The sequence below is a fragment of the Aeromonas popoffii genome (assembly GCF_000820025.1).
GTDB lineage: Bacteria > Pseudomonadota > Gammaproteobacteria > Enterobacterales > Aeromonadaceae > Aeromonas > Aeromonas popoffii.
The window spans coordinates 126774-153413 of the sequence record NZ_CDBI01000047.1 but is presented as its reverse complement, the minus strand read 5'-3'; the positions used below and the strand labels follow the sequence as shown (position 1 = coordinate 153413).

Sequence of the window (26640 nt, the reverse complement as noted above, 5' to 3'; positions counted from 1 at the left end):
AGAGGGTGGCTTGCGCCACCCCTTGCATCACTGGGCTTTGCCCTGTTGCTTGGCCCGCATGATGTTGATGATCTCGATATCCGTATCCAGCATCCCCAGTTTGGAGAGGCGGCCCAGGTTGGCGATAGTCTCGTCCACGTCGTCGGAAACGATGCCTTCGCTCTGGGGCACGTGCAGATTGTTGATGGCCATCAGCGACGATTTGACCGCCGCCGAAGTGGAGGTAGAGACCTTCATGGAACAGGCACTGCCCGCCCCATCGCAAATGATACCGGAAACGTCACCGATCATGTTGTTGATACAGTGACTAATTTGCTCAAACTGGCCACCCAGCAGCCAGGTGATGGCTGCCCCCGACCCCATGGCGGCGGTGCTCGCGGCACAGAGGGCCGACAGCTTGTTCTGATGGGTCTTGATGTAGATGGCCACCAGATGGCTCATCACCAGCGCCCGGGTCAGCTGCTCGTCGCTCGCCTTGAGGAAGCGGGCAGCGGCGACCACCGGCATGGTGGCAGCTATGCCCTGATTACCGGAGCCGGAGTTGGACATGGCGGGCAGCATGGCGCCGTCCATGCGCGCATCGGAGGCGGCGGACGAGAGCCGCATGGCCAGCGTCATCAGATCGTCGGAGAGCAGCTTGCGCTCCACCTGCTCGGTCAGGATCTTGCCAATCTGCAGGCCATAGCCCTGCAGCCCTTCATCCGCCAGCGCCTGATTCATGGTGGCCGCGGCACCAATGAAGTCGATCTCCGCCAGCGGCACCTCCAGCGCAAACGCCACTATCTCCCGTAGCGTCATGGCGGGCTTGCCGGATTTGGCGGGCTGGATCTGCACGCCAGGGGCACTGGCCTGCTCCATCAGCACCTCGCCATCCAGCTCCATCAAGACGATGCGAGTGTGGTCGGTACAGATCACCACACGGGCACTGTGGCCCTCCACCTCCGCCAGCACCTCGGCGTAGAGCACGTCAGGTACATCCTTCACGTCCACCTTGATGATGGGCAGCAGCGCCTTGGCGGCCGCCACCTGGGCCGGGGTCAGGGTATTGAGCACTTCCAGCCCCGCATCCGGGTTGCCCCCTGTGAAACCGACCGCCGCCGCCACCGGCAGCCCTATCATGCCAGTGCCGGGAACGCCGACCCCCATGCCATTCTTGAACAGGTTGCCACTGACCCAGACGCTGACACGGGTCGGATCCTGCCCCAGCAGCTTGCGGCAGTTGGCCGCCGCCAGCGCCACCGACATGGGTTCGGTACAGCCCAGGGCCGGCACCACTTCACGCTTGAGCAGGGTAATAAAGTCGGTCCATTGTGCTTTCATTGCGATGTTTCTCATGTTCATGTCGCCCACGGGCGGGTTCTTATTGTTCGGTCAGATCCGCCTTGCGGTTGCGGATATGCAGATAGACGGTATGACGGGAGATGCCGAGCATCTCGGCCACCAGCTGGGCGGCATCCTTGATCTCGAAGATGCCCATGTCGTAGAGCCGGTGCACGATCACCTTGTTGCGCACGCTGCTGCCGAGGCTGGCATCCTGTTCCACCTTGTCGATCACCTGGGCCACCAGATCGTCCACCGAACTGGCGAAGGTCTCGTTGTTGAGCGGCGCCGGCGCGGCAGGCAGCGAGAACGTATCGAGCAGGGCGCCGAGCGGCGTCTCCAGGCTGAAGTTCACGCACAGCATGCCGATGGGTTTGCCCTCTCTGTTGCTGATGGTAATGGAGGAGGACTTGAGCAGCGCCCCTCCACGAGTACGGGAGAAGTAACTGCTCCACTGACTGCCCGCCGCACTGTGCAGCTTGTTGAAGGCGACGTCGGTAACAGCTGCCCCCTCCTCCCGCCCGGTGAGATGGCCGTTGGCGATCTTGATGACGGAGGCATGCAGGCTGTCGAAGGCATGCAGCACCACTTCACAACCCGGGCCAAACAGGGCAGAGAGCGCCTCCACGGCAGGTTCGAAGCTGGCGATCAGGTGGTGCTCTTCATCGGTCAGCACACGGGCTTGGCGTAATGGAGTGGCCTGCATCATAGGAGTCATCCGGTCAACTTGGGGTAACACTAAAGCCATTGGACTCAAATAAAGTTGAGCCGTATCGCTTGTTCGCAGGCATTATGCCCAACTGGCAGCAAAGTGCCACCGTTTGTGAACGGGCATGCAACGGCAGGTCTGAATGGGTCACCTAGCTCACCACACGGAACCTGAACGCCCCTGTGCAGAGCCCGTAACGGGTCAACAGGCCTGGTACTCGGGAGCCTGCTTGAAGGCCTTGAGGGCGAGGGATCTCCATCCATGCAGTAGCTGAGGGTAAACCAAAAAGTAAGTATGAAAAAAGGAGGCCGAAGCCTCCTCGTTTCATACCTGACAAACGCTTACAGCGCTTTCAGGATCGCCTCGACGCTGGCCTTGGCATCGCCAAACAGCATCTGGGTATTCTCTTTGAAGAACAGCGGGTTCTGGACACCGGCATAGCCAGTGTTCATGGAACGCTTGAAGCCGATGACGTTCTGCGCCTTCCACACTTCCAGCACCGGCATGCCGGCGATGGGGCTGCCCGGATCTTCCATGGCGGCCGGGTTGACGGTGTCGTTGGCACCGATCACCAATACCACATCGGTATCGTTGAAGTCGTCGTTGATCTCGTCCATTTCCAGCACGATATCGTAAGGGACTTTCGCTTCCGCCAGCAGCACGTTCATGTGGCCTGGCAGACGACCGGCAACCGGATGGATACCGAAGCGCACCTTGACGCCGCGATCACGCAGCTTCTGGGTGATCTCGGCCACCGGGTACTGGGCCTGTGCCACCGCCATGCCGTAGCCCGGGGTGATGATGACAGTGCTGGCATTCTTCAGCAGGTCAGCCACTTCCTCGGCGTTGGTTTCGCGGTATTCGCCCATCTCCTGATCAGCCGTGGAGGCCACACCATCGGAGCCGAAGCCACCGGCGATGACGGAGATGAAGGAGCGGTTCATCGCCTTACACATGATGTAAGAGAGGATGGCACCGGAGGAACCTACCAGCGCACCCACCACGATCAGCAGGTCATTGGAGAGCATGAAGCCCGCCGCCGCCGCTGCCCAACCCGAGTAGGAGTTGAGCATGGAGACCACCACCGGCATATCGGCACCGCCGATGGAGGCAACCAGATGCCAGCCAAAGGCGAAGGCGATCAGGGTCATCACCAGCAGGGCGAAGGTGGAGCCACCGGCGTTGACGAAGAAGATCATCAATACCAGCGAGGCCACCACTGCCAGCAGGTTCAGCTTGTGACGATGGGGCAGCATCAGCGGCTTGGAGGAGATGAGACCACGCAGCTTGCCGAAGGCAACCACGGAACCGGTGAAGGTCACGGCACCGATGAAGACGCCCAGGAAGATCTCGACCAGGTGGATGTTCAGCATGGCGCCGGAGAGGTGCTCGACCTGAGCGACACTGGCCGCCTGTTCGAACGCCGCCCGGGCCGCAGCCAGAGTCGCATCCAGATTGGAACCAACGGAAACCACCACCTCGGCGGGAGCAGAGGGGTGCAGATCGATGAAGCTGTTGAGGCCCACCAACACGGCCGCCATACCCACGAAGCTGTGCAGCACGGCGACCAGCTCGGGCATCTCGGTCATCTCGACCTTGAGTGCCAGCCGCACACCGATGGCACCACCGATGACCATGGCCAGGATGATCCAGTGCACACCACTGGTTTCCGGGTTGAAGACGGTGGCGAGCAGGGCGATAGCCATACCCGCGATACCGAACAAGTTGCCATGCTTGGCCGTTTCTTGCTTCGACAGTCCCGCGAGACTGAGGATGAAGAGCACGGCGGCAACGATATAGGATGCTGTTACCAGTCCTTGAGACACGTTAAACCCCCTTAATCCTTACGGAACATCTTCAGCATGCGCTGGGTGACGGTGAAGCCACCAAAGATGTTGATACTGGCAATCAGCACGGCGACAAACGAGAGCGCAGTGACGAGCGTAGACCCCTGACCAATTTGCAACAGGGCACCGACCACGATAATGCCGGAGATGGCATTGGTGACCGACATCAGCGGCGTATGCAGGGAGTGGGAGACATTCCACACCACGTAGTAACCGACCACACAGGCCAGGATGAACACGGTGAGGTGGGAGAGGAAGGCGGCCGGTGCCACGGAGGCGATCCAGCCAAAAGCCGCGATACCGAGGGCGCCAAACACGAACTTCTTGTTGGAGGGCTTGGCCTCTTCTTTCTTCGCGGCCGGTTTGGCAGCTGCGGGCTTCTGCGGCGCGGCGGAGACGGCGATGGCGGGCGGCGGGAAGGTCACTTCACCGGCCTGGATCACCGTCATGTTGCGCTGAACCACGTCGTCGAAGTCGATGGCAACCTGGCCGTCCTTCTCCTTGCACATCAGCTTCATCAGGTTGACCAGGTTGGTACCGTAAAGCTGGGAGGATTGGGCAGGCAGACGACCCGGCAGATCGGTATAACCGATCACCTTGACGCCGTTGGGGGTGACGAACAACTCGGTCGGCTTGGTGTATTCACAGTTGCCACCGGTTGCGGCAGCCAAGTCCACGATGACGGAACCCGGCTTCATGCTGTCGACCATCTCCTTGGTGATAAGCTTCGGAGCCGGACGACCAGGGATCAGGGCGGTAGTGATGATGATGTCTACCTCTTTGGCTTGCTGGGCAAACAGCGCCATCTCGGCCGCGATGAACTCATCGGACATCACCTTGGCATAACCATCGCTGGATGCGCCGTCTTCGCCACCGAAGTCCAGCTTGAGGAATTCCCCCCCCATGGATTCGATCTGCTCGGCCACTTCCAGACGGGTGTCGAACGCCCGCACGATGGCGCCGAGGGAACCGGCAGTACCAATGGCGGCCAGACCGGCCACACCGGCACCGATCACCAGCACCTTGGCAGGCGGCACTTTACCGGCTGCGGTGATTTGACCGGTGAAGAAGCGACCGAACTGGTGCGCAGCTTCAACCACGGCGCGATAGCCACCGATGTTGGCCATGGAGGAGAGGGCATCGAGGGACTGGGCACGGGAGATCCGCGGCACCATGTCCATCGCCATCACATTGATGTTGCGTTCGGACAGCTTCTTGACCAGCTCAGGGTTCTGGGCAGGCCAGATGAAGCTCACCAGAGTGGCGCCATCTTTAATTTGTGCGATCTCGGCATCGGTCGGCGCATTGACCTTGAAGATAAGGTCGGCTTGCCAGACGCTCGGCACCACGCTGGCACCGGCAGCCTCGAAGGCGGCATCATCGAAGCTGGCCAACTGGCCAGCACCGGCCTCGATGGCGACCTCGAAGCCGAGCTTTTTCAGCTGCTCGACGGTAGCCGGGGTCGCTGCGACCCGGGTCTCACCGGCGAGACTCTCTCTCGGTATTCCAATCTGCATGACTATTCCCTGATGGTTAATAAACAATCGCTGCCCAGTGTCGCATTTCTGACGAAACAAGACATGACCAAAGTGCAGGTCCAGGGCTCTTTGTTATGAAAATCAGTAGGCTTTACCTCAACCTCCTGTCATGGTCAGGCCCCCGCTTTTCAGGCGCGAAGGTGATTAGTATCAAATTTTGGAGTTTTATTACAACCGCAGTCCCGACGGCACTCGTACAGAATTCAGCCCATCCCTGGCTACAATTAAAAAAAACAAACCAAATTAGAGGCTTATACCAGTAAAAACGGCTGAATAAAGTGATCCAACCAGTCAAAAAAATGTTTTACCGGCCCTCTATCTTAGCGTTTTTTGTTCTTACGAAATCCGCTTTCGTCTCACTTCTCGCAGCGAAACGCGGAAAGTAACATTTTCCCAACAAAAACGGGGCCGCCCCGCCGCCAGATGGCGGAGGACGGCCCCGACAATTTAATCGCTTCGCCCGAGTGGCGCCGATTGGGAGCCCTTACCAGGCCGCTTCATAAATATGTTGGCTCTGCACCAAGTCGATGTCGCCGTGCTCACCGATGGCAGTCATGCCGTGCTCCCCCAGCTTGCCAATCAGGGTGTCGATGCCCAGATCGTTCAGGCCGTAGTCGCGCAGTCGGGTCTTGACCCCCATCCGCTCGAAGAAGTCGCGGGTGGCGGCGATGGCATCGTCGATACGCTCCGCTTCGCTGCCACTGCGCAGATCCCATACCCGTTCGGCGTATTGCAGCAGCTTGGCGTGCTTCTGCTGGCGTTTGGCCTGCAGCAGGGCAGGCAGCACGACGGCCAGGGTCTGGGCATGGTCGAGACCGTGCAGGGCGGTCAGCTCGTGACCCAGCATATGAGTGGCCCAATCCTGCGGCACACCGGCACCGATCAGGCCGTTCAGCGCCATGGTGGCGCTCCACATGATGTTGGCGCGCACCTCGTAGTTGTGCGGATCGGCCAGCGCCTTCGGGCCCTCTTCGATCAGGGTCAGCAGCAAGCCTTCGGCGAAGCGATCCTGCACCTTGGCATTGACCGGATAAGTGAGGTATTGCTCCACGATATGGACGAAGGCATCCACCACCCCGTTCGCCACCTGACGCTCGGGCAGGGTGTAGGTGAGCACGGGATCGAGCACGGCGAAGCGCGGCATCACGAACGGCGAGAAGAAGTGCACCTTGTCACCCGTGCTACGACGGGTCACCACGGCGCCCATGTTCATCTCTGAGCCGGTGGCGGGCAGAGTCAGCACTGAACCCAGCGCAATGGCGGAACGCACTTCGCTGCCGACGGTCTCGAGTATGTGCCAGGGATCTCTGGCCTCATCATAATGGGTAGCGGCGGCAATGAACTTGGTGCCATCCAGCACGGAGCCGCCGCCGACGGCGAGCAGAAAGTCGATCCGCTCGGCACGGGCCAGCGCCACCGCTCCCATCAGGGTTTCATAGGTGGGGTTGGGCTCGATACCACCGAACTCGAACAGGGTCATGCCAGCCAGCTCGCTGCGGATCTGCTCCAGCAGGCCAGTGCGCACCACGCTGCCACCGCCATAGGTGATCAGGATGCGGGCGTCGCTGGGGAGCTGTTCACGAAGCTGGGCAACCTGGCCCTTGCCGAACAGGATCTTGGTCGGGGTATGCAGAGTAAAATTGTTCATCGACATTGCCTTCTTCTGATAGTCAGGGCGGCCAGGCCGCGAAATCGTGATTGCATTTTTCTCCAGAACCCCTCTACCATCAAGGCAACATCCTGCTTGATTCTTGCCTATTTCTACAAAGCAGCCAAAAACGGAACTATTGAATCAAAGAGCGCCCATGCAAAACCGTTACAGCGACCTCGCTGCCAGAGTGACTCGCCACGTCACTGCCCCCGGCATCACCCCCTCCCCGGTGGAGCAGGTGAATTTCATCTATACCACCGAGTACCACGGCCGCACCCCGGTGCTCTATCAGCCACGGATGATAGTGATCCTGCAGGGGCACAAGGTGGGTTATCTGGCGGATCAGGTGTTTCGCTACGACCCCAACCACTACCTGCTGATGACCTTGCCGCTGCCCTGCGAGTGCGAGTGCTTCGCCTCCCCCGAGCAGCCGCTTATCGGTTTTACCATCGAGATCAACATGGTCACCCTGCAAGCGCTGTTGCTGGAGCTGGGAGACGCCCTACCCGCTGCGGCACCGCAGAAGAGCGGCATCCACTCGGTGCCCCTGTCGGAGGCAATGTTCTGCGCCGCCGAGCGGCTGATCGACTTGATGGACAACCCGCTGCACGCCAAGGTGCTGGGACCGCAGACGGTGCGCGAGATGCTGTTCCACGCCCTCACCGAGGGGGGCGGCCCCGCCTTGCAGGCGCTCGCCAATCGCCACAACCATGTGGGCCAGATCGCCCGGGTGCTGCGTATGATAGAGTCGCGTTATGCCGACAACCTCACCATGGAGGAGCTGGCGCGAGAGGTGAACATGAGCGTCTCCGCCTTTCACCACCACTTCAAGGCGGTCACCGCTACCTCGCCGTTGCAGTACATCAAGTCGTTTCGCCTGCACAAGGCGCGCATCATGATGCTGCACGACGGCATCAAGGCGGGCACCGCGGCGGCCAGAGTCGGTTACGAAAGCAACTCCCAGTTCAGCCGGGAGTACAAGCGCTTCTTCGGCAGCACGCCGACGGATCAGGCCTCCCGCTTCCGGGATGGCCAGCTGCGCATCATCGAGGGATAACAAGAGAGGGATTACCTATGCGTTCACTGCTTTGCCTGTTCACCGCTTGGCTACTGACGGCCTGTACCGGGATTGCCGACGGCACCCGCCCCGTCACCGGCTTCCAGCTCGATCGCTATCTCGGCACCTGGTACGAAATTGCCCGCCTCGACCACAGCTTCGAGCGGGGGCTGGAGCAGGTGAGCGCCACCTACAGCCTGCGCGACGATGGCGGCGTCAAGGTGCTCAACCGCGGCAAGCAGAGTGATGGCAGCTGGCGTGAAGCCGAGGGCAAGGCTTACTTCGTGGGCAGCCCGGACGAGGCACGGCTCAAGGTGAGTTTCTTCGGCCCCTTCTACGGCGGCTACAACGTCATCGATCTCGACCCCGACTACCAGCTCTCGCTGGTGACCAGCTACAACCACGACTATCTCTGGATCCTCTCCCGCTCCCCTAATCCGCCCAAGGCGAAGGTGGATGCGCTGGTAGCCAAGGCCCAAGCGCTGGGCTTTGCCACCGACCAGCTGATTTGGGTCAAACAGCCGGGATAAGCGCCAGAAATAGCAAAGGGCAGCCCGCGGGCTGCCCTTTCTGTTGCTGGAGTGGCGGGATGATCAGAGCCGGAAACGGCCGATCTCCTGCTCCAGCCGCTCGGTCAGCGACTTGAGCTCGGCGGCCTGGGCGGCCTCTTCGCCCGCCTGCTCGGCCAACTCCTGAGAAACGTGGCGTATGTTCTCGGTATTGCGGCTGATCTCGCTGGTGACCGAGGTCTGCTCCTCCGCCGCCGCCGCTATCTGGGTCGCCATGTCGCTGATGGAACCTATGGCCTGGTTGATCCGGCCAAGACTCAGGTTGGCGGCTTCTGCATCCTCCACGCTGGTGCCTGCCAGCTGACGGCTGGTCTCCATGCCACCCACGGCGCGACGGGTAGTCTGCTGCAGTGTCTCGATCATCTGCTGGATCTCGTCGGTGGAATCATGAGTGCGGCGCGACAGCACTCGCACCTCGTCCGCAACTACCGCAAAGCCGCGCCCCTGCTCACCGGCCCGGGCCGCCTCGATGGCGGCGTTGAGTGCCAGCAGGTTTGTCTGCTCGGCAATGCCGCTGATGGTTGCCAGAATACCGCTGATCTTCTGGGCGTGGGCATCCAGCTCGTGGATGATCTGGCTGGCATCCGCCACTTCATCTGCCAGGCCGGTAATGCTGCGCTGACTCTGGCCAACCTGGGATTGACCCGCGACCGCCAGCGCGACCGCATCGGTGGCGGTGGTGGCGGCAAACTCGGCGTTACCGGCGATCTCCTGAGTGGCGGAGGCCATCTCGGTCACCGCGGTCGCCACCATCACGATCTCGTCCTGCTGCTGACGCACCCGCTGGCTGCGGGCCTGGGCACCGGCCGCCTGGGTGCGGGACTGGGCCGTCAGCTCCAGGGTCACGTCACGCAGGCGACTGACGATACCGTGCAGCCGCGCCACGAACTGGTTGAAGCTCTCGGCCAACTGGCCCACCTCGTCCTTGCTGCGAGTGTTGATGTGTACCGTGAGATCCCCCTCGCCGTGAGCTATGTCGTGCAACGCCCCGGCCACCCGCCCCAGATCCTGGAACAGGAAGTTGAAGGTGCTGGTCAGCACCAGACCAAATACCAGGATCAGGCCGGCACTGATGAGTAACAGCTCCCACAGCAGGCTCTGCAGCGGCGCCATCAGCACATCCTCATGCATCACCATGGCCAGCAGCCAGTCGGTGTTGGGAATGGGCAGCACCAGCATCTGGGCATCGCGTCCGCCGATCTGCACCAGCTGCAGACCGCCCTGCTGGCTCATGCTCACCAGTCGGCTGGCATCCAGCTCAGGGGCCAGATCCTGGCTCTTCTTGAGCGCCAGCGCCTTGTCCGGATGGGCGACGATGAGGCCGCTCTTGTCCAGCAACATGGCGTAACCATCCCCTTGTACCCGCATCGCCAGCACATCCTTGATGAGCTGTTCAAGCGCCAGGTTGGCACCGACCACGCCAGCCAGCCGACCCTGCTGCATCACGGGCTCGGCCAGGGTTACCACCAGTTGCTGCATGGTCACGCTGACATAGGGTTCGGTGATGATGAGCTTGCCCGCCTTGACCGCGTCCTGATACCAGGGCCGCTCGCGCGGGTCATAGTTACCCTTGTTGAGGGAGGGATCGTTGCGGGTCATCACCCCCTCCTCCGAACCGTAGTAAGCCAGCCCGAAGCCACCGGAACGCAAGGTCTGCTGCAGATGGGGCACCAGCTCGGAGGTCGGGTGGCTGGCGATGACATCGACCTGGGCGGTCAGGCTCTCGCGCCTGTCCTGCATCCATTTGCCTATCCCCTCCGCATAGGCGCTGGCGTAGTTGCGCGCCTCGCTGTCGATGGCACTCAGGGTCTGGTTTTTCAGTGTATAGAAAGCAGTCATGCCCAGCAGGCAGACCGTGATCAGGACCACGCCAAGACTGGTGGCCAACAACTTGCCGCGAAGGGAGAGATTCATGGGATATCCTTATGGCTGTCTCAATGGCGTCAAACAAGGCTGCACGCCCTGTGTGGACTATATCGACAGAGAATCCCGAACCATGAATTTCAATCCGTTGATTTTAAATGAATCAGTAACTAAATCCTGGCAATATCCCTTGCCATCCGGTATGGGAATAATCCCTCAAAAACCCGTCTTACGCCCCCTCCGCCGCTGTCAACAGGCCACCTCCAGGAGGTGGCCTGTGTGTATCCAGCCCGCAAAAAAACGATCTAGCGTACCCGGGCTATGGCGGTGTTGAGCCGCATGTTGCCGGCATCCAGGCTCGGAGTCTGGCCGTAAAACTCGAACTCCAGCTCGACCCCAGGGCGGAACAGCAGGCAGTGGGTCGAGCCACCGAAGTGGAACATGCCGAGCTGATCCCCCTTCTTCACCCGATCCCCCGCCCGCACTGTGATGTCGCAGCTCGACACCTCGGCCATGCCCACAGGCACTACACACATTAGCCCGATTTTGGGGTTATCGGCTTCGATGAAAATCAGCGCCCGGGTCGCCACTGAGGTAAGGAAGGGCTGCGAGTTGTTGGGGGCGCTGGGATCCGCCCCCTGCGGGTCGCCAAAGCCCTCGAACTGGTTCTCCAGATAGTAGGTGCCGTTGACGATGCGCACCTTGCGAATGATGCCGCTCACCGGGCTATGCCAGCGGTGATAGCTGAGCGCACTGAGGAAGGCCTGATACACGGTGCCGCCTTCGAAGCGAGGCGCCAGATCGTCAAAATCGAGCATGTTGTCCAGCGAATAGGGCTGACCCTTGAGCCAGAACTGATCGCTGCAGCTCACCTCTTTTTTCACCTGCAGCGGTGCAGACTCGCAGGCGTTGACGATGACGTTGTCATCCTCTGGCGCCGAAACAGGCCGTACACCGGGGCGGAAGGTGCGGGTGAAGAACGCATCCCAGCTACCGAAGCCAAAATACTCAGCCGCCGGATCGCACTGAAAGATCTGCTCGAAGCTGGCTGGCGTGGGATTGGAACCCTCACCCAGGGCGCCGGTTGCCACCTTGACCATCTCGGCCATGGCTACCTTGCCAAGCCAGGGCACCACCAGGGTCTCCCGATCCAGCCGACTGACCGGCTCGTTCAGCACGTATCGCGAAGCCGGGCTTTGCAGAAACAGCGCCCAGTAATCGAGGATCTTCTTGAACTGCTGGTTGATCAGGGCATTGGCGAAAAAGTGATAACCGGACTGGGTCGCCATGGGCCAGTCGAGCAGCGCATTGATGGGAAAACCGATGAGACCGGAGGGCTCGTGCGTCGGGATATCCTGATACGCCTCGGGGGCCGTGGTCATGATGCCGTTGAGCAGCCCCAGAAACTCCTCGAAGGATCGCACCTCGACCTGACCGAGCGGGGTCAGATGCTTGTGGCGCCAAGCCTCCTTGAACATGGCTTCGGCCTGGGCGTGCAGCGAAGGGTCGGCATTGACCAGATCCCGCAATTCGGCGATCGGCGCCACAAGCGCGCGCGGCTGGTTGGCAACATAGTGCTTGATCCGCCGGATCCAGCGCTCGATACGGGCACTATCCTGTGGCATCCAGCCACCGGGGCGAGACTTGTTCAACCGGGTTTCAACTGCCTTGTTCATGAATCTCTCTCCTCAAGTGATGTTCACGCCCACAATCCACGGCTTGAGCATTGGCTATCGGCTTGCCATCAACACGCAATGACACCGCCCATGTTGTGTATCACACGGTCCCCTGAAGCACGATTGCCAGAAACGACAGGGCGAACTGGCACAATAACAACTAGCGGTCAGGGGCAGGGCGGGAGCTGAAGGGAAAGAGGTGCCGGAAATGGGCTGACGCCGCCGAAAAACGGCAGCCATCGGCGCAGGCGTGACGGGAGAAAAAACCGGGAACGCAGAAATGCGAAAAGCCAGCTCAATGAGCTGGCTTTTCTGAAAATGGCAGGGGCGGCAGGACTCGAACCCGCAACCATCGGTTTTGGAGACCGCTGTTCTACCAATTGGAACTACGCCCCTGCAACAAACGAGGCGAATTATACAAAGCCGGGTTCAAAGGTAAAGGCTTTTTTCTCACTTTCGATTCGATTGCACAAATGACGAGCAACTCGCGGTAATTTGAGCAGCCTGATGGGGTAACTTGCTGTATTTACAGCCTTGTCAGGGTAGGAAAGCCACATAAATGGGGGTAGGGTTAAGTCTGGCTCCGGGAGGCGACTCATGCTCAATTACCGATTGCTCCAACAACTGGCACCGCTCAACTTCAGGGATGAACGCAAGACTGAGCACCTGCCCGACTATCTCGACCGGGTCGCGCCGCGTGTGCCCTTCATTCCCCACAACGTGCTTTCCCAGTGGATTTATCGCCATTGGCGCGGATTTGAGTCTAACTGGAGCTTTCTCGACCTCGCCCGTCACCGGTTCGAGTGCGAACAGTGGCCCACCAGCCGCGTCCTGACCCAGACAGGATCGCGTCATATGGAGGTGATCGACCGCTGGGGCGAGATGCTGCGCCACAACCGTTACGTACGCCGCTCCTGGCTCGGCGAATACATGCTGACCCAGGGCACCTGGTCCGAACCCATCATAGTGCTGGCCACCGCGCCGGATAGCCGTTATCCGGACGGACAGCTGCTACCGCAACCCTATTGCCTGCTGGAAGGACACCACAGACTCGCCTATCTGCGCTGCATGGCCGACGATGACCTGCCCCTGCAAATGGAGCACAGCGTGTGGGTTTGCCGACCCGTTCACGACGCTTAAACGTTTTCCCGCGCAAATCTTGCCTTTGAAATAAATTTTTGACAATTCAAAATACGACTCTATAATCTGTCCGGTTTTGAAAAAGGTCGAGACGAAACGATGCAGTTTTTGATTCAGAAAACAGCCTTGCAGACGGGTGGAGCGCACCAGAGCAGCCCCGTTGTTTCCAGTTCCCGACCCACAGACCCCCAATTATTTTTAAAAAAAGCCCCTGTTTCAGGGGCTTTTTTTTGTGCCCGAAAAACCTTCATTGATGTCAAAGGGAATGCAGACGATGACCAATCCACTCTATAAGAAACATGTCATCTCCATTTCGGACCTGACCCGGTCCGACATGGAACTGGTGGTCGCAACCGCACAGCGGTTGAAGGCCGAGCCCGACACCCGCCTGTTGAAAGACAAGCTGGTTGCCAGCTGCTTCTTCGAAGCGTCCACCCGCACCCGCCTCTCCTTCGAGACCGCGGTTCAGCGTCTGGGTGGCAACATCATCGGCTTCGCCGACGGTGGCAACACCAGCGCCAAGAAAGGCGAGACCCTGGCCGACTCCATCAAGATCATCGGCTCCTACTCGGATGCCGTGGTGATGCGCCACCCGAAAGAAGGTGCCGCCCGTCTGGCCTCCGAGTTCTCCCGCGTGCCGGTCATCAACGGCGGTGACGGTTCCAACCAGCATCCGACCCAGACCCTGCTCGATCTCTTCTCCATTCATGAGACGCAAGGCAAGCTCGATGGCCTCAACGTGGCCTTCGTCGGCGACCTCAAGTACGGTCGCACCGTCCACTCCCTGGCCCAGGCCCTCAGCCTGTTCAACTGCCGCTTCTTCTTCATCTCCCCGGAGGCGCTGGCGATGCCGGACTACATCTGCGAAGAGCTGGAAGAGAAGGGCATACGGTTCAGCGTGCACGAGACCATGGAAGAGGTAATGCCGGAGCTCGACATCCTCTACATGACCCGGGTCCAGAAAGAGCGCTTCGACGAGACCGAATACAAGCACATGGCAGCCAAGTTTGTGCTGGAGCTGGCCACCCTGGAAGGGGCCAAGCCCACCATGAAGATCCTGCACCCCCTGCCCCGCGTCGACGAGATTGATGTGGCGGTCGACAAGACTCCCCATGCTTACTACTTCCAGCAAGCGGAAAACGGGGTCTACGCACGCCAGGCACTGCTGGCTCTGGTACTGAACGAAACCGTCTAAGGGAAAAGGGGAACATCATGTCCGAGAAGAATCAACTGCAAGTCGAAGCCATCCGTCACGGCTCCGTCATCGACCACGTCCCCGCCGGCCAGGGCATCAAGATCCTCAAGCTGTTCCAGCTGATCGAGACCCAGGAGCGGATCACCGTCGGTTTCAACCTGAAATCCGGCGCGCTGGGCAAGAAGGATCTCATCAAGATAGAGAACACCCGCCTGACCGCAGAGCAGGCCAACCAGCTGGCCCTGTTCGCCCCCAAGGCAACCGTCAACATCATCGAAGACTTCGCCGTGGTGAAGAAGCATCAGCTGGAACTGCCGGAGTTCATCACGGGCGTGTTCCACTGCCCCAACTCCAACTGCATCTCCCACAACGAGCCGGTAGACAGCTACTTCCGGGTTAGGGAGGTGAAAGGCGTGGTGCGCATGAAGTGCAAATACTGCGAGAAGTCCTTCACCCAGGATATAGTCAGCGAACGTTACTGATATCTGAATGGGCCCTGTTGGGCCCATTTTTGACCCCTGTCACATCACGGATTCTCCGTTTAGCTATAATTTACCATCCTATAAAGGCTAAACATCGCTCATTCCCTGTCCCACTCCTTTCTATCAGAACTTTTATCTATTAAAAGGCACTGATGGCAGATTTCGAGCGATAGCCTTCGGTCACAGTCAAAGGAAATCGCCGTGGTCAAAACCCTCAGTCGTCCCGTTGAACAAGAGCCCGACTTGGCCCAGCTGGGTGCCTGTCGCCAGATCATCGGTCAGCACTGCTACAGCACCCAGGAAGAGATCCGCCGCGAGTTGTCAGAGCGCGGCTTTGCCGACATCAGCCAGTCCACCATCTCCCGCCTGCTGCGCCGCCTCGGCGTCGCCAAAGCGCAAAATGCCAACGGCAAGAAGGTCTACACCCTGGTGGACGATCAGCTGGAACCTGCTGGCAGCACCCGCTCCATCCACGACATGGTGCGCGATGTGGTGCACAACCAGCAGATGGTGCTGATCCACACCACCCCGGGCGCTGCGACCGTGGTGGCCCGCCTGCTCGATCGCAACGCCAATCCCGAGATCATGGGCGCCGTCGCTGGCAACGACGTGGTACTGGTCGCGCCACGCCATATCAGCCGCACCCGCCTGGCCCACGCGGCCGTGGTGCGTACCCTGGAGCAGGCGCGCTGACGTTCCGCCCCTGAATGCACAAGGCGACCCCGGGGTCGCCTCTTTGTTGCCGCTCGCTCTATTTTTCTTGCTCTCTTTGCCTGTTCCTCCTTGCCTGACGTAGTGCCATCCTGGATAAGAGGGGTAGAGCAGGTGGCGCAAGATGCCGTGCCTGGTCATAAAAAACGGGAGCCCGCAGGCTCCCGTTTCATCTTGCTGGGCACTCCTTATGAGAGCAAGGCGCCCAGGCTAAGGCAGACCACGATCAGCACGGTCAGGATACCGAGCAGCGGTGCCACCCACTTCAGCCAGCGCACATAGGGCACCTTGGCGATGGCCAGCCCCCCCATGACCACGGCGGAGGTCGGGGTCACCAGGTTCACCAGACCGGAGGCAGACTGGTAAGCAGTCACCACCAGCTCGCGGCCCACGTTGGCGAAGTCGGCCAGCGGCGCCATGATCGGCATGGTCAGCACGGCCAGACCGGAAGAAGACGGCACCAGGAAGGAGAGCACCAGCTCCAGCACGAACATCACGTTGATGAACACCACGGTAGAGAGGCCGGTCACTATCCCTTCTGCACTGTGCAATATGGTATGCGTGATCATGCCGTTGTCCATCACCACCACGATACCGCGGGCGATACCTATGATGAGGGCCACACCCAGCAGGTCGCGAGCACCGTCAATGAAGTTGGTGGTCAGCTCCTCTTCGCTCATGCGGGCGGTGACGCCGACAAGGATGGCAGCAGCCAGGAAAAGGCCGGAGATCTGCGCCATCCACCAGCCCAGCACGGCCACACCGTAGATCATCACGGCGAAAGCGGCGACGAAGATACCCAGCACTATCTTGCGAGTCAGAGTGAACTCCAGCATCTGGTCGCTCTTGTTGCCGAGGAAGTGAGCACGGTTCTCTTCCCACTTGTCAGCCACCAGGGATTTGCTGGGATCGTTGCGCACCATCTTGGCGTAACGCATGACGTAAGTAACACAGATCAACCAGCCAGCCACCAACATGGCTATGCGCAGCCAGATACCGTCGGTAAAGGAGATACCGGCCGCGTTGGCGGCGATCACGGTGGCAAACGGGTTGATGGTGGAGCCCAGGGTACCGATACCGGCGCCGAGCAATACGGTCGCCGCGGCGACAACGGGGTCGAAGCGGGCGGCCATCATCACGGGCACCAGCAGGGTGTAAAAGGGCAGCGACTCTTCCGCCATACCGTAAATGGTCCCCCCGGCAGCGAACAGCGCCATCAGGATCGGAATCATCCACTCTTCACGGCCACGCAGGCGGTAGGTAACACGCTCGATACCGGCGTCGATGGCGCCAGTCTTGGTCACAATGCCAAGAAAACCACCGATGATCAGGATAAACAGGGAGACGTCGATGGCACCTGCCTGATAGGTGTCATGGTTGTAGAGACCATCGATGGGTGCCAACAGCACGTCGACTATCCCTTGGGGATTCGCCTCTACCAGCTTGTAGGTTCCGGTCACCGGCACTTCCTTGCCGAGGGCCTCATTCATGATCATGTCATATTTGCCGGCTGGCACTACCCAGCTCAGGGCGGCCACCAAGGCGATCAGTACAAACAGTATGGTGTAGGCTGATGGGAACTTGAATTTGGTCATGGTCCAGCTTCCTTCTGTGGTGTGGTATCCATGCAAGCTGCGGGTTGTAGGGTTAGAGGTATTATGCCGCCGTCACATGGTCGAAAAGCCGGGGGTTACCCCCCGGCACCACTACTGCGACCTTAATCGCCCAGCGTAGCAACCATCACTGCCTTGATGGTGTGCATCCGGTTTTCGGCCTCGTCAAACACGATGCTGTGCTCGGATTCGAACACGTCCTCGGTCACTTCCAGACCTTTCATCCCATACTTGTCAGCCACTTCCTTGCCCATGGTGGTCTCATCATTGTGGAACGCCGGCAGGCAGTGCATGAACTTCACATCCGGGTTCTTGGTGGCGTTGATGACATCCATGTTGATCTGATACGGGGTCATCAGTTTCACCCGTTGATCCCACGCTTCTTTCGCTTCACCCATGGAGACCCAGACGTCGGTGTAGAGGAAGTCGGTACCCAGCACACCCTCTTTCACATCCTCGGTCAGGGTGATGCGTGCGCCGGTCTCTTCGGCGATCAGGCGGCACTTGGCAACCAGATCCTCTTCCGGCCAGAAGGCTTTCGGAGCGACCAGACGGATGTCCATGCCCATCTTGGCAGCGCCGACCATCAGGGAGTTGCCCATGTTGTTGCGGGCATCACCCAGGTAGGCGAACTTGATTTGATCCAGACGCTTGCCCTTGCCGTGCTCCAGCATGGTCATGAAGTCGGCCAGGATCTGGGTCGGGTGGAATTCGTTGGTCAGGCCGTTCCAGACCGGCACACCGGCATGGGCGCCCAGCTCTTCGACTATCTCCTGGCCGTAGCCACGGTATTCGATGCCGTCATACATGCGCCCCAGTACCCGGGCAGTGTCCTTCATGGACTCCTTGTGACCAATCTGGGAACCGCTTGGGCCGAGATAGGAGACTTGCGCACCCTGGTCGAAGGCCGCCACTTCAAACGCACAACGGGTACGGGTGGAGGTCTTCTCGAAGATCAGGGCGATATTCTTTCCGCTTAGGTGCTTGCGCTCGTAGCCACCGTATTTGGCTTTTTTCAGGTCGATGGCCAAGTCGATCATGTATTGGATTTCGCGCGGGGTGAAGTCGAGCAGTTTCAGGAAGTTACGGTTACGCAGATTAAAAGCCATGATGAGTTCTCTCTATATTTGTTCAGACCAATTTGGGCAGTGTTATTGACTACGCATACACAATACAAAGTTGTTCAGGCCCCATTCGGGCAGTGGCTGACTAGGCATTCACGGTGCGGATAGCGACGATATTGGTGCCGGCCTCACCTTTGAGGATGGCCAGACCATCTTCCAGAGAACCGATACCGACCATGCCACCGGTCGCCTTGACGAATTCACAGGAGGCTTCGACTTTCGGTCCCATGGAGCCGGCATCAAACTTGACGCCAGCCAGTTCGGCCGGGCTGGTGACTCGCAGCGGGTGCTGGGTCGGTTTGCCCCAATCCAGGTAGACAGCATCGGCATCGGTCAGGATCAGCAGGGCATCGGCCTTGATCTGCTTGGCCAGGTAGGCGGCAGACATGTCCTTGTCGATGACGGCTTCGATACCGGTCAGGCACTGGCCATCCCAAGTCACAGGAATGCCACCACCACCGGTACAGATGATGAGGTGGCCCTGGGCTATCAGGGTTTCGATGGCATCACCTTCAACGATGCGCTGGGGCAACGGAGACGGCACCACGCGGCGGAAGAACTTGCCGTCGGCCTTGACCACCCAGTGCTTCTCTTCGGCAAGGGCGCGGGCTTCGGCTTCGTCATAGACGGGTCCGATAAACTTGGTCGGATTGGCAAATGCCGGATCCTGGGGATCGACCTGCACCTGGGTCAGCAGCGCGGTGACGTTGCGGCTCGGCATCAGGTTCTTGAGCTCCTGGATCAGCATGTAGCCGATCATGCCCTGGGACTCGGCACCCAGCACATCCAGGGGATAGGGGGCGACCTTGGTATAGGCACTGTTTTGCAGGGCCAGCAGGCCGACTTGCGGGCCGTTGCCGTGCACCAGCACCACGTTGTACTCCTGAGCGATCAGAGCGATGGTCTTGGCGGCGGTGGCGATATTCTTGCGCTGGATATCCGCTTCAAGCGGCTCGCCACGACGAAGCAGAGCATTGCCACCCAGGGCGACGACGACAGTTGGTTTTTTCATGAGTGTTGATCTCGAGTCTTGGTATGTGTGGCGCCAGCCTCTGCCGGCGCCACGCCGTCTTGTTAGATGCCGTCACGTTCCATCGGGCAGCTCATGCAGCGGGCACCGCCGCGGCCACGGCCCAGTTCTTCACCCGGAATGGGGAGCACTGTGATACCGGCCTTGTCATATTTCTCGTTGGTATAGGTGTTGCGCTCATAACCCACGACTACGCCAGGACGCACTGTCAGCACGTTGTTGGCATCGTTCCACTGTTCGCGTTCGGCCTCGAAACTGTCACCACCTGTGGTGATGAGCTTGAGCTGATCCACGCCCAGCGCCTTCTCGATGGCGGTCACGAAGTAACCCTCTTCCTTGATGTTCATGCCGGTGGCACCGCCCGGAGTCAGGCTCCAGCAATTCACATCCTTGCGGATGACTTCCGGATAGACGGAGAAGGTATCTATATCCATGTGAGTCATGACGGTATCCAGGTGCATGCAGCTGCGGTGTTTCGGCAGTTCCATGGCGATGACCTGTTTGGCCTGACCGTGTTTGAACAGGCTGCGAGCCAGGTGCTCGACCCCTTGCGGCGTGGTGCGCTCGGACATGCCGATGAGCACGGCCCCACGGCCGATAACCAGTACATCACCCCCTTCGATGGTGGAGTTGTCGTAGTCACGATCCTCGTCACCGAAGTACTTGATGAAATCCTGACCGGCAAACTGCGGGTGCCAGCGGTAGATAGCCTTCACATGGTTGGTTTCGCGACGACGGGCCGCCTTGGCCATGGGGTTGATGGAGACGCCACCATAGACCCAGCAGGAGGTATCACGGGTAAAGAGGTGGTTGGGCAGCGGCTCTATGATGAAATCGGTCGGGGCGTGCATGCCCACTACCATGTTGACGCCACTGTAAGGCATCTCTGAGTAGGTCAGGCCACCGGAGAGAATGCGCGCCAGTTCGCGGTGCGGCATGTCCGCCAAGAAGCAGCGCACGTCGTTGGCGAGGGAAGAGCCGAGGCGATAATCGGACACTTGATGTTGCAGCAGCCAGGTTTTGGCTTCCGGCACATCCAGCGTCTCGGCCAGCAGGTTAGTCAGCAGGAAAACGTCGACATTCTGATCGCGCAGTACCTGAGCGAATTTGTCGTGCTCCTGACCGGCGCGTTCAACCGACAGGACATCATCAAACAGCAGGTCCTGGCAGTTGGAAGGGGTCAGACGCTTCAGACTGAGGTTGGGGCGGTGCAACATGACACGGCGCAATTGGCCAACTTCAGAACCTACATAAAATTTGCTCATGATTATATTCCGTCTAGCAGTGGTCCCTGCGAGTGATTGAATAGATTCCTTCTATTCATGCTCGTGGCTAAGGCGGGATATTCTTTATGTAGGGTACTCAGCTTGTGTTCTATCCTGCCCTTGCCTTTCGAGACCGAGGTTAGACCTGCGAATCACGATAAACTTAGACATTGATCACATTCACTCTGAACTGAATAAAATCACGATTTATTCTTTGATGAGGGTAACAGAACTGACAATCTCTCATTCAGCCATCATGCATCAACACGCATAAACCCATGCTTTAATTTCAAATTTCATCCTGTTTAATTCATTTCTCATATCTGCCAAAGGATATAACAAAAAACAAAAAACCATTATTTTCAATGTGATACAAAATAAAAATGCATCACCTGAATTTAATATGCATGAAACTGAATTTTTCACTGATTTTTACGGGATGAACATCGAGATAAATAGTCATAAGTGAGCGGCGCGCTGAATAATCTGCTTCTTGTCCCAGATCATGGCATTGTGCCAAACCCGCCAGCACAGGCTCGTGGCAGACGTTGTCAACAACATGCCGGTTATATGGATATGCACAAAGCCCGCATCTTGGTCATGTATTTCTCAGCCCCCTTGCCACCCTCTCTGTTCAAACTTTTTTCATTCGGTGAATTTATTTCATCACCTTGCGTCGCAGGCCCGCTCGGCTTTACTCAGAAAGTGATCCAGATCACACCGTGTTCTGTTACCAAGGAGATAGCCATGAAGATCAAGTCACTGTTTCTGTTCGCCGCCCTGACCTTGCCCATGACCCCATCGCTGGTCAGCGCTGCGGGCGCCCCCGCGATACCCATGGTGGTCTGCCATGTCGACCAGGCTCCCCAGATGCTGGTCCCAGAGTACGTGTGCAAGTGGTACGGTGGCCGCCAACACCACTGAAAATGAAAGCCCAGGAGGAGGTCGCCTCCTCTTGGCTTGTCATGCGTCCCTCCTCCTATATTCAAGGCAGCTGTATTCATAGGGATAGGAGATAGTCATGATCCTGTTGGTCGATGGTGAACCACAACTCACCACAGCGGACTGGCTCCAGGAGCGAAACAACAACCCGGAGCGGCACCAGATAAACGGCGTTCAGCTCTAAGGCAATATTCGCAACGACCTGCTCAGCCTGAAGAAGCGCGATGACTACGTCATCGTCGACTGTGGCGGCGAGGGCAACCGGGCACTGCGCTGCTGGCCCACCATATTGGTAGTCATTCTTGCCTTTCCGGCAACCAGCCATCTGCCTCTTCCCCCTTTTTGAACCCGAGTTAAACGGCGTGTGAGATATTCGCCACCCACTCTGTGAGCAAAACGCCGAAAAAAATCCCGAGATAGTCGGAAGATGGGATCAACTAACCTGAACTATAAACACTCAACCATATGATTTTAAATGACAAAAAACGCAACAAGTTTCTTGCGTAACGAGATTCGTAAAAACGTTTTTCAGGCTACCGTTGTCGTCCCCTGCGAAATCCTTATAGTTACTCATGCACGGACGCAATGAAGTCGGTCAGGAAGACTGGCTGCCAGGGTTGGGCAAATGGACTCACCACAGGATGTGGTAAAGGACACCTCCCAGGACGGAGAAAGTGCGACGGGAACGGACGACTCGTCAAGCCATGATGGCTACAGGACACCCCAAAGGATTGGGAAGGGGAAACCTAAAGGAAGAGGTATAGTCAGGGATTGCAGGGAGCAACTTCGTTCAAGGATATGAGCGATAAGACTATCGGGGGCGACGCAAGTCGCCCCCATCTTTTTGACCTTTTTTATCTGGACCCCAACTCCAGATGCCGTTACTCCTGCCGGAAGGACCCCACGATTTCCCTCAGCCTGTGATAGGTCTGCTGCATTGAAGCCAAGCTGGTCACGGTCAGACGGCGAGTGAGATCGCCACTGCCACGTGACGGCTCCGCCACCACTATCGCCACGCCAAGCAGCGAAAAGTAACGCCCCTCACCACTCATCTTCTCCAGCAGCTTCTTGAATTCGCTCATGTCGAGGTAAGCCGGCGCCGCGTAGCATCAATGGTGTCCAGTCTCAGCAAGAGGTCAATCTCGACCTTGAATGGCATGGCCCTCTCTGGAAGAGAGGGCTGGCAATGCCAACCCTCCCTGCCAATCGTTATTTCTTCTTGGCGTACTTCATGGAGTCCAGCGCGACCGCCAGAATGATGATGCCGCCCTTGATGATGAACTGCCAGTAAGGGCTGACCCCGATATAGGTCAAACCGTAGTTGATCAGGGTGAAGATAAGCACGCCGGTGATCACACCCGCGACCGTCCCTACCCCGCCGGCAAACGACACCCCGCCCACCACGCAGGCCGCGATGGCATCCAGTTCATACATGAAACCGAGGTTATTGGTGGCACTGCCCACACGGCCCGCCTCCAGCATGCCGCCAAAGGCGTAGAAGACACCTGCCAGCGCATATATCATCACCAGATTGACCGCCACGTTGACGCCGGAGACCTTGGCCGCCTCGGGGTTGCCACCGATGGCGAAGATGTTTTTGCCAAAGCGGGTCTTGTTCCACAGCACCCAGACAAAGACGCTGGCGATGGCCGCATAGAAGGTGAGATACGAGAGCTTGAATCCCCCTATCCGGATAAATCCCTGGGCGAAGCTGGAAAAGCGGGGATCAAACCCGGCCACCGGCGAAGCGCCCACCGAGTCAAAGTAGAGGGAGTTGATGCCGTAAACGATGATCATGGTGCCCAGGGTGGTTATGAACGGGGTCACGTTCAGGTAAGCCACGATGAGGCCGTTAACCAGCCCGATCAGCGCCCCCACGGCACACACCAGCAGGATCACCACCGGAATGGGCACCTCCCCCAGACTGGGGAACACCTTGTTGACGTTGGTCAGCGCCTGCAGCATGGTCGCCGCAATCAGCGCCGCCAGACCGACCTGACGACCGGCCGAGAGATCCGTCCCCTGGGTGATGATGATGCCCGCCACCCCCAGCGCTATGATGACTCGCACCGAGGACTGGGTCAGGATGTTGCTGAAGTTGGTGAGGCTCAGGAAGGAGGGCTCCTGGATCACGATGACCATGAGCAGTACCAGCAACACCAAGTAGATGGCGTTTTCCTTGAGCGCCTGCATCAGATTGAAATTTTTAGCCGACTCCATAAATGTCTTCCTGTCTCTAGAGGTACAGAGATGCCAGGCGCAGTATCTCGCTCTGGTCAGTTTCTTTGGTATTGACGATCCCGGCGACCCGGCCATTGCTCATCACCATGATGCGGTCGGTGATCCCCAGCAGTTCGGGCATTTCAGACGAGATGATGATGATCCCCTTCTCCTTCTTCGCCAGCTCCAGGATCAGCTGGTAGATCTCGAACTTGGCCCCCACGTCGATGCCGCGGGTGGGCTCGTCGAGCATCAGGATCTCTGGCTGGGTCAGCAGCCAGCGACCAATGATCACCTTCTGCTGGTTGCCCCCGGAGAGAGAACCGATCTGGGTCTGCTGGGTCGGCGTCTTGACCCGCATGGAGTCGATCACCCACTGGGTATCACTCTTCATCTTGTTGTCGCTGAGCAGCCCCATGGAGCCTTTGTAGCTGTCCATGTTGGCGATCAGGGAGTTGAAGGCGATATCGAGACGCGAGTAGATGCCGGTGGAGCGGCGCTCTTCCGTCACCAGCGCAAAGCCGTTGCGAATCGCTTCATGGGCATTGTGGTTGGCCACCTCTTTGCCGTGCAGCTTGATGCAGCCCTGGCTACGATCGCGAATGCCGAACAGGGTCTCGACGATATCGGTGCGCTTGGCCCCCACCAATCCGGCGATGCCGAGGATCTCCCCCTTGTGCAGGTTGAAGGTCACGTCCTTAATGGAGGGCTGGTTCTTCGCCGTCAGGTGTTCGATCTCGAGGATCACCTCTTGCGGCTGGTTGGTCTTTTCCGGGAAACGCTGGGTCAGCTCACGACCAACCATCATGCCGATGATCTGATCCATGGTCATACCCTTGAGTGGCTGGGTTGCCACCCACTGGCCATCCCGCAATATGGTGATCTCGTCACAGAGCTGGAAGATCTCCTCCATCTTGTGAGAGATGTAAACGATGCCGCACCCCTTATCCTTCAACTTGTTGATGATCTTGAAGAGGTGGTTCACCTCTTTCTCGGTCAGGGAGGAGGTGGGCTCGTCCATGATGACGATCTTGGCATCGTAGGAGAACGCCTTGGCGATCTCGATCATCTGCATCTGGGAGACCGACAGGGTCGCGACCTTGACCCTGGGATCGATGTCGATGTCGAGTTCATCGAAGATGCGCTTGGTGTCGTCATACATCTTGCCGTGGTCGATAAACCACCCCTTGGTGGGGTAGCGGCCGAGCCACATGTTGTCCATCACAGTACGCTGCAACACCAGGTTGAGCTCCTGATGCACCATGGAGACGCCATTTTCCAGCGCCTCTTTCGAGGAGGTGAAGTTGATCTCCTGCCCCTTGAAGAAGATCTTGCCCTGATCCTTCTCGTAAATGCCGAACAGGCACTTGAGCAGTGTGGATTTTCCCGCTCCGTTCTCGCCCATCAACGCATGCACAGAATGAGGACGGACCCGTAAATTGACATTATCGAGTGCCTTGACGCCGGGAAAGCTCTTACTGACGTCAATCATCTCCAACAGCCATTCTGATTGTTGCTGTGTTGTCATATCAGCCATCACATCTGGTTGAAAAAAGGGCAAGGGGATCGCCCTTGCCCTGGAGGAGGGAATTACTCGAATTGAGACAGGTTGTCTTTATCCACACCGACGTAGGCAACACGCACGACCTTGTCGACGATATTCCACTTGGTGCCTTCACCGGCCGGTTTGCCTTCAGCCAGGTTCTTGGTCAGCTCGAAAGTGGCTTTGGCCTGGTTGGCCGCATCGTTCAGCACTGTACCCGCCATGGCACCGCTCTTGACCATGGCCAGCGCTTCCGGCAGTGCATCAACGCCGAACACCGGGATGGCACTCTTGCCCTGCGCTTTCAGTGACTCGACCGCGCCCATTGCCATGCCGTCGTTGTTGGCGATGACCACTTCAATCTTGTTAGCGTTGGGGCCGGAGATCCAGGCATCCATCTTGTCTTTCGCCATGGCGGTATCCCACATACCGGTATCCATGTGCAGCTGCTGAGTCTTGACGCCGCCATCGTTCAGGGTCTTGACCACGTAGGAGGTACGGGCTTCCGCATCCGGGTGACCCGGCTCCCCTTTCAGCAGCACAAACTGGATCACGCCATCCTTGTTCAGATCCCACTCCGGATGAGCTTGCCAGTGTTTGGCAATCAGCTGACCCTGGATGATGCCTGACTCCTTGGAGTCGGTCCCCACGTAGTAAGCCTTCTCATAGCTGGCCAGATCGGCAGCACTCGGCTCCTTGTTGTAGAACACCACGGGCACATCTTCGCCACGGGCCTTCTCAATCACGACAGGGGCCGCAGCCGGGTCAACCAGGTTGATAGCCAGCGCCTTCACGCCCTTGGCCAGCAGCACGTCTATCTGGTCGTTCTGCTTGGACTGGTCGTTCTGGGAGTCATTCATCAGCAGCTCAACCCCGGGGTTGGCAGCCGCTTCCTTCTCGATCGCCTTGCGTACCACCGCCATGAAGTTGTCGTCGTACTTATAGACGGTCACCCCGATACGGGTCTCGGCATGGGCAGTGGCTCCTGCCATCAGGCTCATCAGCACGGCGGCAATTGTCGTGATTTTTTTCATTGTTATGCTCCGATCTCTCTATCTGTTTTTGTAGGGAATGCTGTGCACCTATTGAACTGGCGCCAGCCTAATGTAATCAATTTGTTGTGCAATGCTCTGTGAACCTGACAA

General features: G+C 58.6%; 21 protein-coding genes, 1 tRNA gene and 1 pseudogene. 7 read left to right on the top strand and 16 right to left on the bottom strand.

Features of this window, described 5'->3' with window-relative positions:
* Nucleotides 1-27: 27 nt before the first annotated feature.
* From BN1129_RS09270 to yqhD, 5 genes are all read right to left on the bottom strand, one after another.
* On the bottom strand, nucleotides 28-1335 hold the full coding sequence (locus tag BN1129_RS09270; RefSeq protein WP_042036040.1) for an L-cysteine desulfidase family protein: 1308 nt from the start codon (nucleotides 1333-1335) through the stop codon (nucleotides 28-30).
* A 25-nt stretch (nucleotides 1336-1360) separates the two neighbouring features.
* A complete protein-coding gene (locus tag BN1129_RS09265) occupies nucleotides 1361-2029 on the bottom strand; it encodes a helix-turn-helix transcriptional regulator (protein ID WP_209418494.1) in 669 nt (222 codons plus the stop codon).
* Between the two features lie 341 nt (nucleotides 2030-2370).
* Nucleotides 2371-3855, bottom strand: a complete 1485-nt coding sequence (gene pntB, locus BN1129_RS09260) for a Re/Si-specific NAD(P)(+) transhydrogenase subunit beta (protein ID WP_042035968.1) — start codon at nucleotides 3853-3855, stop codon at nucleotides 2371-2373.
* An 11-nt stretch (nucleotides 3856-3866) separates the two neighbouring features.
* The gene (gene pntA / locus BN1129_RS09255; RefSeq protein WP_042035966.1) at nucleotides 3867-5393 is read right to left on the bottom strand and encodes a Re/Si-specific NAD(P)(+) transhydrogenase subunit alpha; all 1527 of its coding nucleotides are present in this window, start codon (nucleotides 5391-5393) and stop codon (nucleotides 3867-3869) included.
* A gap of 505 nt (nucleotides 5394-5898) precedes the next feature.
* The gene (yqhD, locus tag BN1129_RS09250) at nucleotides 5899-7062 is read right to left on the bottom strand and encodes an alcohol dehydrogenase (protein ID WP_042035965.1); all 1164 of its coding nucleotides are present in this window, start codon (nucleotides 7060-7062) and stop codon (nucleotides 5899-5901) included.
* Nucleotides 7063-7219: 157 nt separating this feature from the next.
* Here yqhD and BN1129_RS09245 point away from each other — a divergent pair, with 157 nt between their 5' ends.
* Nucleotides 7220-8122 (top strand): AraC family transcriptional regulator, encoded by a 903-nt coding sequence (locus BN1129_RS09245; protein WP_042035964.1) that lies wholly within the window; start codon nucleotides 7220-7222, stop codon nucleotides 8120-8122.
* A 17-nt stretch (nucleotides 8123-8139) separates the two neighbouring features.
* Entirely contained in the window at nucleotides 8140-8652 is a 513-nt protein-coding gene (locus tag BN1129_RS09240; protein ID WP_042035963.1) for a lipocalin family protein, read from the top strand.
* 63 nt (nucleotides 8653-8715) lie between these two features.
* On the opposite strand, the gene BN1129_RS09235 is transcribed toward BN1129_RS09240, so the two are convergent.
* The 3 genes from BN1129_RS09235 to BN1129_RS09225 form a co-directional block, all read right to left on the bottom strand.
* Nucleotides 8716-10605 (bottom strand): methyl-accepting chemotaxis protein, encoded by a 1890-nt coding sequence (locus tag BN1129_RS09235; RefSeq protein WP_042035962.1) that lies wholly within the window; start codon nucleotides 10603-10605, stop codon nucleotides 8716-8718.
* A gap of 254 nt (nucleotides 10606-10859) precedes the next feature.
* Nucleotides 10860-12230 (bottom strand): phosphatidylserine decarboxylase family protein, encoded by a 1371-nt coding sequence (locus BN1129_RS09230; protein ID WP_042035961.1) that lies wholly within the window; start codon nucleotides 12228-12230, stop codon nucleotides 10860-10862.
* 319 nt (nucleotides 12231-12549) lie between these two features.
* Nucleotides 12550-12626 (bottom strand) — tRNA-Trp (locus tag BN1129_RS09225).
* Between the two features lie 201 nt (nucleotides 12627-12827).
* On the opposite strand from BN1129_RS09225, the gene BN1129_RS09220 reads away from it, so the two are divergent.
* The 4 genes from BN1129_RS09220 to BN1129_RS09205 all read left to right on the top strand — a co-directional run bounded on the left by BN1129_RS09220 (nucleotide 12828) and on the right by BN1129_RS09205 (nucleotide 15740).
* Nucleotides 12828-13370, top strand: a complete 543-nt coding sequence (locus BN1129_RS09220) for a hypothetical protein (RefSeq protein ID WP_042035959.1) — start codon at nucleotides 12828-12830, stop codon at nucleotides 13368-13370.
* A gap of 274 nt (nucleotides 13371-13644) precedes the next feature.
* On the top strand, nucleotides 13645-14565 hold the full coding sequence (gene pyrB, locus BN1129_RS09215) for an aspartate carbamoyltransferase (protein ID WP_042035958.1): 921 nt from the start codon (nucleotides 13645-13647) through the stop codon (nucleotides 14563-14565).
* Nucleotides 14566-14582: 17 nt separating this feature from the next.
* Nucleotides 14583-15047 carry an aspartate carbamoyltransferase regulatory subunit gene (gene pyrI / locus BN1129_RS09210; protein WP_005318436.1) on the top strand — a complete coding sequence of 155 codons (465 nt, stop codon included), beginning with the start codon at nucleotides 14583-14585 and terminating at the stop codon, nucleotides 15045-15047.
* A 201-nt stretch (nucleotides 15048-15248) separates the two neighbouring features.
* Nucleotides 15249-15740, top strand: coding sequence for an arginine repressor (locus BN1129_RS09205; protein ID WP_042035956.1), 492 nt, complete (start codon nucleotides 15249-15251; stop codon nucleotides 15738-15740).
* A gap of 206 nt (nucleotides 15741-15946) precedes the next feature.
* Here the strand turns inward: BN1129_RS09205 and BN1129_RS09200 are convergent, their stop codons facing one another.
* The 4 genes from BN1129_RS09200 to arcA form a co-directional block, all read right to left on the bottom strand.
* Nucleotides 15947-17353 carry a YfcC family protein gene (locus BN1129_RS09200; protein ID WP_042035955.1) on the bottom strand — a complete coding sequence of 469 codons (1407 nt, stop codon included), beginning with the start codon at nucleotides 17351-17353 and terminating at the stop codon, nucleotides 15947-15949.
* 122 nt (nucleotides 17354-17475) lie between these two features.
* On the bottom strand, nucleotides 17476-18480 hold the full coding sequence (gene argF / locus BN1129_RS09195; RefSeq protein ID WP_042035954.1) for an ornithine carbamoyltransferase: 1005 nt from the start codon (nucleotides 18478-18480) through the stop codon (nucleotides 17476-17478).
* Nucleotides 18481-18580: 100 nt separating this feature from the next.
* Nucleotides 18581-19507, bottom strand: coding sequence for a carbamate kinase (gene arcC, locus BN1129_RS09190; protein ID WP_042035952.1), 927 nt, complete (start codon nucleotides 19505-19507; stop codon nucleotides 18581-18583).
* A 62-nt stretch (nucleotides 19508-19569) separates the two neighbouring features.
* The gene (gene arcA / locus BN1129_RS09185; protein ID WP_042035951.1) at nucleotides 19570-20790 is read right to left on the bottom strand and encodes an arginine deiminase; all 1221 of its coding nucleotides are present in this window, start codon (nucleotides 20788-20790) and stop codon (nucleotides 19570-19572) included.
* A gap of 747 nt (nucleotides 20791-21537) precedes the next feature.
* On the opposite strand from arcA, the gene BN1129_RS23790 reads away from it, so the two are divergent.
* Entirely contained in the window at nucleotides 21538-21714 is a 177-nt protein-coding gene (locus BN1129_RS23790; protein ID WP_167335271.1) for a hypothetical protein, read from the top strand.
* 905 nt (nucleotides 21715-22619) lie between these two features.
* Here the strand turns inward: BN1129_RS23790 and BN1129_RS09175 are convergent.
* From BN1129_RS09175 to mglB, 4 genes and pseudogenes are all read right to left on the bottom strand, one after another.
* Nucleotides 22620-22823, bottom strand: a pseudogene (locus BN1129_RS09175) (hypothetical protein); the annotation flags it as partial.
* A gap of 118 nt (nucleotides 22824-22941) precedes the next feature.
* Entirely contained in the window at nucleotides 22942-23952 is a 1011-nt protein-coding gene (gene mglC / locus BN1129_RS09170; protein ID WP_017412477.1) for a galactose/methyl galactoside ABC transporter permease MglC, read from the bottom strand.
* 16 nt (nucleotides 23953-23968) lie between these two features.
* Nucleotides 23969-25489, bottom strand: a complete 1521-nt coding sequence (gene mglA / locus BN1129_RS09165; protein WP_042036039.1) for a galactose/methyl galactoside ABC transporter ATP-binding protein MglA — start codon at nucleotides 25487-25489, stop codon at nucleotides 23969-23971.
* Nucleotides 25490-25542: 53 nt separating this feature from the next.
* Entirely contained in the window at nucleotides 25543-26529 is a 987-nt protein-coding gene (mglB, locus tag BN1129_RS09160; RefSeq protein ID WP_042035948.1) for a galactose/glucose ABC transporter substrate-binding protein MglB, read from the bottom strand.
* Nucleotides 26530-26640: the final 111 nt, after the last annotated feature.